The following is an 11,660-nucleotide window of genomic DNA, read 5'->3' as shown; positions in this document are numbered from 1 at the left end:
GGAGGAATAAGGTTCACCCACGCGCGGCATCCATCTCCTCGCGCATCCGCCGCACCGCGTCGCCCAGCCCGACGAACAGCGCCTCGCCGACGAGGAAATGGCCGATGTTGAGCTCGCGCACCTGCGGGATCGCCGCGATCGGCCCGACATTGTCGAACGTCAGGCCATGGCCGGCATGCACCTCGATGCCGTTCTTCGCGGCGAGCGCCGCCGCGTCCGACAGTCGCCGCAGCTCGGCGGTGCGCGCTTCGCCGTCCAGCTCGGCATAGCGGCCGGTGTGCAGTTCGACGACCGGCGCGCCGAGCCGGATCGCCGCCTCGATCTGCCGCGGATCGGGTTCGATGAACAGCGATACGCGGATCCGTGCCGCGGCCAGTTCGCCGACCAGCGGCGCGAGCCGGTTGTGCTGCCCCGCCGCGTCCAGCCCGCCCTCGGTGGTCAGCTCCTCGCGCTTCTCCGGCACGATGCACGCGGCATGCGGCCGATGACGCAGCGCGATCGCGAGCATCTCGTCGGTCGCCGCCATTTCGAGGTTGAGCGGGATGGTCAGCGCCGCCGACAGCCGCGCGATATCGTCGTCGGTGATGTGCCGCCGGTCCTCGCGCAGATGCGCGGTGATCCCGTCCGCCCCCGCCTCGGCCGCGAGCAGCCCGGCGCGCACCGGATCGGGATAGCCCGCGCCGCGCGCGTTGCGCACCGTCGCGACGTGATCGATGTTGACTCCCAGCCGCAGCCGATCGTCCTCCGTCTGCCGCAGGGTCACGCCGCCCGGCTCCCCGGCTTGATCGCGGGGATCGCCGCCAGCTCGGGCGGCAGCGCGTCGGCTTCGTAGGTCGGCACGTCCAGCCGGATCAGCGGAAAGAACGGCACGCCGAGGTCGACGGTGCCGCCCGACCGGTCGACCAGCGCGGCGCCGGCGATCACCCTGCCGCCCGCCGCCTCGATCGCCTTGATCGCCTCGCGCGAGCTCAGCCCGGTGGTGACGACGTCCTCCATCATCAGCACCGCCTGCCCCGGTTCCAGCCGGAAACCGCGGCGCAGCTCGAACGTGCCGGTCGGCCGCTCGACGAACATCGCCTCGACGCCGAGCGCGCGCGCCATCTCGTGGCCGGCGATCACGCCGCCCATGGCGGGCGAGACGACCGCGGCGATCCGCGTCCTGATCTCGTCGGGGATGCGCGCCGCCAGCGCCTCGGCGAGGCGCGCGCCGCGGCGCGGGTCCATCAGCACGCGCGCGCATTGCAGGTAGCGCGAGCTGCGCAGGCCGGACGAGAGGATGAAATGCCCCTCGAGCAGGGCATCGGCGGCACGGAATTCGGCCAGCACGTCGTCGTCGGTCATCGGCGGTCCCGGATAAGTCGGTCGGATGTCGCCGCTCATAGGTAGTCGCCGCGCCGCCGCCAAGCGGGCCAAGGCGATAAACATGGGCCAGGTGCTTGAGGCCGGGCCGGCGCCCGCGTATAGGTCATGGCAAAAGGGGCGTAGTCATACGCCATAACGGCCCGTTCGCCGGGCAGGCGAGGGAATCTGGACGGGGTGACGAAACGCATGCGCAAAGGGTTCAAGGGGTTCGCACTCGCCGCCGGGTTCGCGCTCGCCGGTCTTAGCGCGGCATCGCAGGCCGCGCCGCAGGGTGCCGCCGCACCGGCCGGCGTGTCCAACATCGCACCGACCACCGCCAACGCCACCGCGCCGGCGGCCCCCGCCTCGCCGCTGCTGGCGCAGGACGGCGCGCCCGCGACGACGATCCAGCCCGGCATCGGCCATCCCGTCGACGGCCGCATCGGCATCCAGCCGCAGGTGACCACGAATGGCCAGTTCGCGCACTGGTTCCACGATTCGATCCTGGTGCCGCTGATCGTCGCGATCTGCGTGTTCGTGCTGCTGCTGCTGCTCTGGGTCGTCTTCCGCTTCCGCAAGTCGGCCAATCCGGTGCCGTCGAAGACCAGCCACAACACCGCGATCGAGATCGTCTGGACGCTCGCGCCGGTGATCATCCTGGTGCTGATCGCGGTGCCGTCGATCGGCCTGCTGCAGGCGCAGTTCAAGCCCGCGCCGGCGGGTGCGGTGACGCTGAAGGCGATCGGCAACCAATGGTATTGGTCGTATCAATATCCCGATAACGGCGGTTTCGAAGTCACCGCCAACATGCTCAAGGAAAAGGACCAGGTCGCCAAGGGCGAGCGGTTCCGCACCGATGCCGACGGGCCGCGCCTGCTCGCCGCCGACAATCGCATCGTGCTGCCGGTCGGCGTGCCGATCCGCCTGATCACCACCTCGCAGGACGTGATCCACAGCTGGGCGGTCCCCGCCTTCTGGATCAAGCTCGACGCGGTGCCCGGCCGCCTCAACGAGACGAGCTTCACGATCAAGCAGCCCGGACTCTATTTCGGCCAGTGTTCGGAACTGTGCGGTGCGCGCCATGCCTTCATGCCGATCGCGGTCGAAGCGGTGCCGCAGGCGCAATTCGCCGCCTGGGTCCGCGCCAAGGGCGGCACGATGCCCCGCCCCGGCACGCCGTCCGACAAGGTCATCCCGCAGCCCGGCGCCGAGGGTTCGGCCGCCAAACAGGCGGAAGGCAATGCCGCCGACGCCGCCACCGGCCCGGTCGAGAACGTGACGACGACCGCCCCCACCTCCAGCCAGGGTGCGACCGGCAATCCGGCCACCGGCAACGCGGGACAGTAAGATGACCGATACCGCCCTCCACCCCTCCGCATTCGTCGCGCACGACGATCACGCGCACAGCGATGCGGACCACAAGCCGGGCTTCTTCGCCCGCTGGTTCATGTCGACCAACCACAAGGACATCGGGACGCTCTACCTGATCTTCGCGATCATCGCGGGGATCATCGGCGGCGCGATCTCGGGGCTGATGCGCGCCGAGCTGGCGCAGCCGGGGATCCAGTATCTCGTCGGCTGGGCGAATTTCCTGCCCGGCGGCGACGGCGGGCTCGATCATGCGCTCCATCTGTGGAACGTGCTGATCACCGCGCACGGTCTCATCATGGTCTTCTTCATGGTGATGCCGGCGATGATCGGCGGCTTCGGCAACTGGTTCGTGCCGATCATGATCGGCGCGCCCGACATGGCCTTTCCGCGGATGAACAACGTCAGCTTCTGGCTGCTCATCCCCGCTTTCTCGCTGCTGCTCGCCTCGCCCTTCTTCGGCGGCGCCGGCACCGGCTGGACGGTCTATGCGCCACTGTCGACCTATGGCGAACCGGGGCCCTCGGTGGACATGGCGATCCTGTCGCTCCACCTCGCCGGCGCCAGCTCGATCCTCGGCGCGATCAACTTCATCACCACCATCTTCAACATGCGCGCGCCGGGCATGACGCTGCACAAGATGCCGCTGTTCGTCTGGTCGGTGCTGGTCACCGCCTTCCTGCTGCTGCTCGCGCTTCCCGTGCTCGCCGCGGCGATCACGATGCTGCTCACCGACCGCAATTTCGGCACCACCTTCTTCGATCCGGCCGGTGGCGGCGATCCGATCCTCTACCAGCATCTGTTCTGGTTCTTCGGCCACCCCGAAGTCTACATCATGATCCTGCCGGGCTTCGGCATCGTCAGCCAGATCATCGCGACGTTCAGCCGCAAGCCCGTCTTCGGCTATCTCGGCATGGCCTATGCCATGGTCGCGATCGGCGTCGTCGGCTTCGTCGTCTGGGCGCACCACATGTTCGTCACCGGCCTGTCGGTGAACGTGAAGATGTATTTCACCGCCGCGACGATGGTCATCGCGGTGCCGACCGGGATCAAAATCTTCTCGTGGATCGCGACGATGTGGGGCGGTTCGCTGACCTTCAAGACGCCGATGGTCTGGGCGATCGGCTTCATCTTCATGTTCACGGTCGGCGGCGTCACCGGCGTCGTGCTCGCCAACGGCGGCATCGACGATTACATGCAGGACACCTATTACGTCGTCGCGCACTTCCACTACGTGCTGTCGCTCGGTGCGGTGTTCGGCCTGTTCGCCGGCTTCTATTACTGGTTCCCGAAGATGTTCGGGAAGATGTATAACGAGGCGCTCGGTCAGGCGCATTTCTGGGTTTTCTTCGTCGGCGTGAACCTGCTGTTCTTCCCGATGCACTTCCTCGGGCTGCAGGGCATGCCGCGTCGCTATCCGGATTATCCGGACGCTTATGCGACCTGGAACGCGCTGGCGAGCCACGGCTATGAGGTCATGGCCGCGGGCATGGTGATCTTCTTCGTCAACGTGATCTATTCGCTGATCGCCGGGCCGAAGGCGCCGGACAATCCCTGGGGCGAAGGCGCGACGACGCTGGAATGGACCTTGTCCTCGCCGCCGCCCTACCACCAGTTCGAGACGCTGCCGAAGATCGACTGAGGCACGAAGCCCCGGGGGAAACCCCGGGGTTTTTCGTTGGGGCGCGCCCGATCCCCCTCCCGGCAAGCGAAGGATCGGTCGGCCGGATCGTTACGCTGGCGACCAGCGCGCCGTTTTCCGCGCCGACCCGAGCGACGCCACGAACGCTTCGTTAAGACCGTAACGGCTAGATTTCGGCCGGATACGCGGCGCTTGCAGGAAGCGCGCAGGGCGTATCGGGGCCGGGGATCACATCAGTGCTGGACGAAGAACGGGCGGACGCGGGGGCGTTCGCCGATCTGGATGAGGCGGGCAGCATCACCGCATCGCTCAAGGCGGGCGGCGTCATCGCGCCCGCCTTGTTGCTCGCCGCCTGCGGCGGCGGCGGTGGCAGCGGCGGCGGCACCGCAGCCGCACCGCCGACGTCGAGCGCCCCCGTCGTCGTCGTCCCCGCCGCGATCACCGCGACGCAGGCGAGCCGCTTCCTCGCGCAGACGACGCTGGGCGGCACGCGCACGATGATCGAGAGCGTCGTCAGCCGCCGCTACGAAGGCTGGATCGACGACCAGTTCGCGCTGCCGCGCGCCACCTCGCACTGGGACTGGCTGGTCGCCAATGGCTATGGCGTCGCCGCCAACATCAACAGCGAGACCGGCTTCGACACGACGCTCTGGCGCCAGATGATCGTCGAGCCCGACCAATTGCGCCAGCGGATCGGCATGGCGCTGCTCGACATGCTCGTCGTCGGTATCGGCGGGGTCAATCTCAACTGGAAGCAGTTCGCCACCGCCGCTTATGTCGACGTGCTGCTCGACAATGCGTTCGGCAATTACCGCAGCTTGCTCGACGCGATCACCACCAATGCGGCGATGGGCTCGTTCCTCACCTTCCTCGGCAATCGCAAGGCGAATGCGAAGACCGGCGCGCAGCCCGACGAGAATTACGCGCGCGAGCTGATGCAGCTCTTCACGCTCGGCCTCTACCAGCTCGATATGGACGGTAGCGTCAAGACGAGCGGCGGCGTCCCGCTGGAAACCTATGGCCCCGCCGACGTCTCCGGCCTCGCGCGGGTGTTCACCGGGCTCAGCCTCGCGACCACCGACAACACCACGCCCGACCGCTATCGCCAGCCGCTGGTGATGAACGCCGCGATCAACGAGACCGGCGCGGCGAGCTTCCTCGGCGCCTCGACGACCGGCGGCGGCATGGCGGCGGTCAAGGTCGCGCTCGATACCATCTTCGCCCACCCGAACCTGCCGCCCTTCGTGTCGAAACAGCTCATCCAGCGGCTCGTCACCAGCAACCCGAGCGCCGGTTACGTCGGCCGCGTCGCCGCGACCTTCGCCAACAACGGATCGGGCGTGCGCGGCGACATGAAGGCGGTGATCAAGGCGATCCTGCTCGATACCGAGGCGCGCAGCGACGATGCGCTCGCCAGCACCACCGCGGGCAAGTTGCGCGAGCCGGTGATGCGGCTGACCGCCTGGGCGCGCTTCGCCAAGGTCGCCTCGCCGTCCAACGCGTGGAGCTTCGGCGATACGTCGAGCCAGTCGAACCGGCTCGGCCAGTCGATGGGGCGCAGCCAGACCGTCTTCAACTTCTTCCGCCCCGCCTACAGCCCGCCGGCGAGCGCGATCGGCAACGCCGGGCTGGTCGCCCCCGAATTCCAGATCACCAACGAACAAAGCGTCGTCGCCTACGTCAATTACATGCAGAATCTGGTCGCCAACGGCGCCGGCGACGCCAAGCCCGATTACACCGACTTGGTCGCCAAAGCGGGCGACAGCGCCGCGCTGGTCGACGAGATCAACCTTGTCCTCGCCGCGGGCCAACTCGGCAGCGCGACCGTCACGGCGATCCGCACCTCGGTCGACAGCGTCGCGACGACCGCGACCAACGGCCCGATCAACCGCGTCGGCATCGCCTTGCTGCTGACGCTCGCCTCCCCCGATTTCCTGACGCTGCGGTGACCATCATGGACTTTACCCGGGATTCCTCGCGCCGCGCCTTCCTCAAACGCTCCGCCGCGCTCGGCGTGGCGGGGGTGGCGACGCCCTTCGTCACCAGCCTCGCGGCGATCGGCGAGGCCGCCGCGGCGACCGCGACCGACTACAAGGCGATGGTCTGCATCTTCCTCTACGGCGGCAACGATTACGCCAACACCGTCGCGGCATACGATCAGGCGAGCTACGCCGCCTATCTCGCCGCGCGCTCGAACATCGCGCTGACCCGCGAATCGCTCGCCGCCACCGTGCTCAACCCGACCGCGGGCCTGCCCGGCGGCCGTCAATATGCGCTCGCGCCGACGATGGCCTCGCTGCTGCCGCTATTCGATCAGGGCAAGCTCGCGGTGACGCTCAACGTCGGCACGCTCGTCCAGCCGACCACCAAGGCGCAGTTCCAGCAGAATGCGGTGAGGCTGCCGCCCAAATTGTTCAGCCACAACGACCAGCAGAGCTATTTCCAGGCGTCCAATCCGGAGGGCGCGACCTCGGGCTGGGGCGGGCGGATCGGCGATCTGTTCCAGTCGGGCAATGGCGCGGCGACGCTGACCTGCATCAACGCCAGCGGCAATGCCGTCTACCTCACCGGCAAATCGGCGGTGCAATATGCGATCGGCACCGGCGGCCCGATCGCGCTCGCCGGCGGATCGACGCTCTACGGGTCGAGCACCGCGGGCGCGACGCTCCGCAGCCTGATGACCGGCGGCAGCACGCATCTGCTCGGCAACGAGCACGCCCGCGTCAGCAAGCGCGCGCTCGACACCTATGCGCAGGTCAGCGGCGCCCTCGCCTCCGCCCCGGCGAGCGGCTTCACGCTGTTTCCGACCGGCAACGGCCTCGCCGACCAGCTCAAGATGGTCGCGCGGCTGATCTCCGTGTCGTCGCAGCTCGGCGCCAAGCGGCAGGTGTTCTTCGTCTCGATCGGAGGTTTCGACCTGCACGACAATCTCGTCGCGGTGCAGCCGGGGCTGATCGGCAAGGTCGCCGATGCGATGCGCGCCTTCTACGACACCACCGTCGCTTTGGGCGTTGCGGACAAGGTGACGAGCTTCACCGCATCCGACTTCGGCCGGACGCTCCAGTCGAACGACGACGGTTCGGATCACGGCTGGGGCAGCCATCATCTGGTGATGGGCGGCGCGGTACGCGGCAAGCGATTCTTCGGCACCGCGCCGCAGGTCGGCAACGGCACCCCCGACGATGTCGGCCAGGGCCGCCTGCTGCCGACGATCGCGGTCGACCAATATGCCGCGACGCTGGCGAGCTGGTTCGGGGTCGGCAACGGCGACCTGACGACGGTGCTGCCCAACATGGGCAATTACAATGCGTCCAACTGGAACCTGGGTTTCGTCTGATCTCGTTCCTCCCCGGCACGGGGAGGGGGACCGTTCGCGCAGCGAATGGTGGAGGGGGGCCTCGGCGAACGTTCCGCTGGTGGAAGCCCCCTTCCGTCACCGCTGCGCGGTGCCACCTCCCCGTGCCGGGGAGGAATTGGTCCCGTCGACACGCCGCAATAGAAACGCCGCCATATCAGCGGATCGCGCCCGCCAAATTCCTCCCCCGCCAGGGGGAGGGGGACCGTTCGGCGTCAGCCGAATGGTGGAGGGGGAGGACAGGGCGGGAGCCCGGTTACCGAACTCCCGCCCTGTCCTCCCCCTCCGTCACGCCCTTCGGGCGCGCCACCTCCCCCTTGCGGGGGAGGAATTGAAATTAACCCATCAACACGCCGCGGTACGCCTCGAAACAGCGCTCGCCGCAGCGCAGCCGGATGAGCGCACCCTCGGCCATCGCGGTCGCGCGGCGCGGATCTTCTTCCACCGCCGGCCGGATCGCCTCACGGTTCCAATCCTCGCTATGCTTGATGTCGAGCACCGCGTGCAGATCGAAATAGCGCCGCTCCTTGTCGGAGAAGCCGTGGCGGCGCAGCCCCTTGGCCGTCGCGGCCGAACGATCCGGCGCGGTCAGCTCGATCACGCCGAGCGCGCCCACCGAATGCCACGCATAACGGCGGCTGGTCGCCATCGCGGTCATCGCATTGGCGAGGCAAAGGCTCTGCCACAGTGTATTCTCGATCACCGGATTGACCGCCAGCGTCTCGACCAGCGCGTCGAGCATCGGACCGTGCATGCCCTTGGCGTTGCCGCGACCCATCTCGTCCCAATAATTGCGGGCGAGTTCGAGCTTGGGATAGGTCGGCAGCTTGACCTGCGTCATCGCGACGAGATCGTCGAAGCCCGCCTCGCCGGCCGCTTCCTGCTCGAAGAACCAGCGCAGCTGGTCGAGGTCTGCCTCTTCGGCGAGCCACGGGAACAGCGGGTCGTGCTGGCCCGGCCCGCTCTGCTTCAGCTCCTCGAACCAGGCGACGAAGCCCTCGACGTCGGTCGGTGCTGCGGCCGCCTCGGCTGCCACTTCCTCGCGCAATTCCTCCAGGAACCCGCCTTCGAGGCGCTGCATGCGGACGTCGCGGTCCAGCACGCGCTGCCAGTCGGTGGTCGGGAAACCGGGTTCCAATCGCTCCCGGTTCCAGTGCGCCAATCCGCGCTGAAAGCTGTCGGTGAGGAATTGTGACGCGCGCAGTTCGGCGTCAACGATGCGGGTAGCCATTCGAATCTCCTAGTGGGCTGGCCAACCGCTTGATCTGTTTATCGTTCCTTGCGCCTCCGAGTCGGTTGATATGCATCAGGACGATAGTCGTTGGGCGATGGCGCTGCTTCCCCAAGCCGCCCGGCGCGCGTATAGCCGGTCGATGATGACGGTCGCGACGCCTCTGCTGCCCCCCGCCGACTGGCGCGACTTCCTCGCGCTGACCAAGCCGCGGGTGATGACGCTGGTCGTCTTCACCGGTTTGTGCGGCATGCTGGCGGCGCCGGTCGGCATCCCTCCGGTGCTCGGCTTCACCGCGATCCTGTGCATCGCGCTCGGCGCGGGCGCGGCGGGGGCGCTCAACCAATGGTATGAGGCGGATATCGACGCCAAGATGCGGCGGACGCAGAAGCGCCCGCTGCCCGACGGCCGCATGGACCGCGAATCGGCGCTGCACTTCGGCGTCGGGCTCGCCGCCTTTTCCGTGATCCTGATGTATTTCGCGATCAACCTCGCCGCCGCGGCGATCCTGACCGTCTCGATCCTGTTCTACGTCCTCGTCTACACCGTCTGGCTCAAGCGCCGCACGCCGCAGAACATCGTCATCGGCGGCGCCGCCGGCGCCTTCCCACCGCTGATCGGCTGGGCGGCGGCGACAGGACAGGTCGCCACGCTGCCGCTGCTGTTGTTCGGCCTCGTCTTCCTATGGACGCCGCCGCATTTCTGGGCGCTCGCGCTGTTCGTGAAGACCGATTACGCCAATGCCGGCGTGCCGATGCTGCCCGTCGTTGCGGGCGAGCGGGTGACGCGGCGCCAGATCGGCCTCTACACGATCCCGATGGCGCTGGTCGCGATCCTGCCGTGGCCGCTCGGCCTGACGGGGCCGCTCTATGGCGGGGTTGCGAGCGTCACCACCGCGATCTTCGCCGCGCTCGCGCTCGTCGTCGCGACCCGGACCACCGGCGCGGACGACACGATGAAGCCGGAGAAGCGCTTGTTCAGTTATTCGATCCTCTACCTCTTCGTCGTGTTCGGCGCGCTCGTCGTCGATCGCTGGGTGTTCGCATGACCCCCGACGAACAGGATCTGATCCGCCAGCGCCAGCGGTCGCGCGCGCGCGTGATGGCGCTGCTGCTGGGTGCCTTCGTCATCCTGATCTTCGCGATCGCGATCACCAAGATCCGGCAGGGCATGATATGACCGCGCCGGCGCGTCCCGATGCCGACGCGACCCGGCGCCAGCTGCGTACCGCGCTGTTCGCGGTGCTCGGCATCTGCTTCATGACCGGCGTCGCCTGGGCGAGCATCCCGCTCTATCGCCTGTTCTGCCAGGTCACCGGGCTCAACGGCACGACGCAGCGCGGGCTGGAGGCGCCGGGCGCGGTCAACAAGCTGATCCGCATCGATTTCGACAGCAATGTCGCGCCCGGCATGAAATGGCGCTTCCGCCCCGAAGCGGGATCGGAAACCGTCAAGATCGGTGCGCGCGACATGGCGTTCTTCACCGCGACCAACACCGATACGAAGCCGATCACCGGCACCGCGACGTTCAACGTCACACCCAGCCAGGCGGGCAAATATTTTACCAAGATCCAGTGTTTCTGCTTCACCCAGCAGACGCTGCGACCGGGCGAGACGCAGCGCATGCCGGTGATCTTCTTCGTCGACCCCAAGATCATGGACGACCCCGACGCGCGCGACGTCGAGACGATCACGCTCTCCTATACGTTTTACCCGGTGGATTCCGCGAAATCGGCGGGCTAAGCGTTGACCCAAGAGGATTAGAGAACAGGGAAACGACCATGGCCGGCGCCAAGAACCACGATTACCATATCCTGCCCCCCAGCATCTGGCCCCTGTTCGGATCGCTGTCGGCGCTGGTGATGGCGTCGGGCGCGATCATGTGGATGCACGGCGGCCATCTCGCCGCCGACAAGGCCAATGGCGGCGGCTGGATTTTCCTCGCCGGTCTCGCGGGCGTGCTGTTCACGATGTACAGCTGGTGGGCCGAGGTGGTGCGCGAGGCGCATCACGGCGATCATACGCCGGTCGTCCAGCTCCATTTCCGTTATGGCATGATCCTGTTCATCGCCTCCGAAGTCATGTTCTTCGTCGGCTGGTTCTGGGCCTTCTTCGACTTCGCGCTGTTCCCGACCGCGATGAGCTTCGTCGACGGCCAGGTCGAGCGCGCCGCCGAAGGCGCCGCGGCGATCGCCGCGCAATGGCCGCCCAAGGGGCTGGAGGTCATCAACGCCTTCGAACTGCCGTTGCTCAACACGCTGATCCTGCTGACCAGCGGCACCACCGTCACCTGGGCGCACCACGCGCTGATCCACAACCAGCGCGGCGGCGAGAAGACCGGCCTGTGGGGCATGCTCGGCGTCGGCAATCGCGACGGCGTGCTCAAGGGCCTGTGGCTGACGGTCGCGCTGGGCGTGCTGTTCAGCTCGATCCAGGCCTATGAGTACATGCACGCGCCCTTCCCGTTCAAGGGGCTGAACTATGGCGCCGCCTTCTTCATGGCGACCGGCTTCCACGGCTTCCACGTGCTCATCGGCACGATCTTCCTCGCCGTCTGCCTGATCCGCGCCTACAAGGGCGACTTCACGCCGCGCCAGCATTTCGGCTTCGAGGCGGCGGCGTGGTATTGGCATTTCGTCGACGTGGTGTGGCTGTTCCTGTTCGTCACCATCTACGTCTGGGGTGGCTGGGGCGCGCCGATCCACGGCGGCTGATGAAGGATAG

General features: G+C 67.5%; 11 protein-coding genes. 8 read left to right on the top strand and 3 right to left on the bottom strand.

The genetic code is table 11. The features are described from left to right. Positions 1–13: 13 nt before the first annotated feature. Both ACLBWH_RS05885 and pyrE read right to left on the bottom strand, forming a co-directional pair. Positions 14–763, bottom strand: a complete 750-nt coding sequence (locus ACLBWH_RS05885) for a pyridoxine 5'-phosphate synthase (protein ID WP_447797417.1) — start codon at positions 761–763, stop codon at positions 14–16. Then, entirely contained in the window at positions 760–1,341 is a 582-nt protein-coding gene (gene pyrE, locus ACLBWH_RS05880) for an orotate phosphoribosyltransferase (protein ID WP_447797416.1), read from the bottom strand. Before pyrE ends, ACLBWH_RS05885 begins: the two co-directional genes overlap by 4 nt. A gap of 207 nt (positions 1,342–1,548) precedes the next feature. On the opposite strand from pyrE, the gene coxB reads away from it, so the two are divergent. The 4 genes from coxB (at position 1,549) to ACLBWH_RS05860 (ending at position 7,688) form a co-directional block, all read left to right on the top strand. After that, positions 1,549–2,688: a cytochrome c oxidase subunit II gene (gene coxB, locus ACLBWH_RS05875; RefSeq protein WP_322848103.1), complete on the top strand. Its 1,140-nt coding sequence runs from the start codon at positions 1,549–1,551 to the stop codon at positions 2,686–2,688. Between the two features lies 1 nt (position 2,689). Continuing rightward, the gene (gene ctaD, locus ACLBWH_RS05870; RefSeq protein WP_322848104.1) at positions 2,690–4,351 is read left to right on the top strand and encodes a cytochrome c oxidase subunit I; all 1,662 of its coding nucleotides are present in this window, start codon (positions 2,690–2,692) and stop codon (positions 4,349–4,351) included. Positions 4,352–4,587: 236 nt separating this feature from the next. After that, on the top strand, positions 4,588–6,300 hold the full coding sequence (locus ACLBWH_RS05865) for a DUF1800 domain-containing protein (RefSeq protein ID WP_447797413.1): 1,713 nt from the start codon (positions 4,588–4,590) through the stop codon (positions 6,298–6,300). A gap of 5 nt (positions 6,301–6,305) precedes the next feature. After that, complete coding sequence (locus ACLBWH_RS05860) at positions 6,306–7,688, top strand: DUF1501 domain-containing protein (RefSeq protein WP_447797411.1); 1,383 nt, start codon at positions 6,306–6,308, stop codon at positions 7,686–7,688. A 355-nt stretch (positions 7,689–8,043) separates the two neighbouring features. Here the strand turns inward: ACLBWH_RS05860 and ACLBWH_RS05855 are convergent, their stop codons facing one another. Beyond that, positions 8,044–8,937 carry an iron-containing redox enzyme family protein gene (locus ACLBWH_RS05855; RefSeq protein ID WP_447797409.1) on the bottom strand — a complete coding sequence of 298 codons (894 nt, stop codon included), beginning with the start codon at positions 8,935–8,937 and terminating at the stop codon, positions 8,044–8,046. 145 nt (positions 8,938–9,082) lie between these two features. On the opposite strand from ACLBWH_RS05855, the gene ACLBWH_RS05850 reads away from it, so the two are divergent. The 4 genes from ACLBWH_RS05850 to ACLBWH_RS05835 are packed head-to-tail and all read left to right on the top strand — an operon-like array spanning position 9,083 to position 11,650. Next, entirely contained in the window at positions 9,083–9,985 is a 903-nt protein-coding gene (locus ACLBWH_RS05850) for a heme o synthase (RefSeq protein ID WP_322848620.1), read from the top strand. After that, a complete protein-coding gene (locus ACLBWH_RS05845) occupies positions 9,982–10,116 on the top strand; it encodes a hypothetical protein (RefSeq protein WP_281177470.1) in 135 nt (44 codons plus the stop codon). The genes ACLBWH_RS05850 and ACLBWH_RS05845 overlap by 4 nt, the downstream gene beginning before the upstream one ends. After that, a complete protein-coding gene (locus tag ACLBWH_RS05840; protein WP_322848108.1) occupies positions 10,113–10,679 on the top strand; it encodes a cytochrome c oxidase assembly protein in 567 nt (188 codons plus the stop codon). Before ACLBWH_RS05845 ends, ACLBWH_RS05840 begins: the two co-directional genes overlap by 4 nt. Before the next feature lie 38 nt (positions 10,680–10,717). Then, a complete protein-coding gene (locus tag ACLBWH_RS05835; RefSeq protein ID WP_322848109.1) occupies positions 10,718–11,650 on the top strand; it encodes a cytochrome c oxidase subunit 3 in 933 nt (310 codons plus the stop codon). The last annotated feature ends 10 nt before the right edge of the window (positions 11,651–11,660 follow it).

The organism is Sphingomonas sp. M6A6_1c (genome assembly GCF_053345135.1).
The sequence above is the reverse complement of the archived record's forward strand: the minus strand, read 5'-3'. Positions and strand labels throughout refer to the sequence as shown.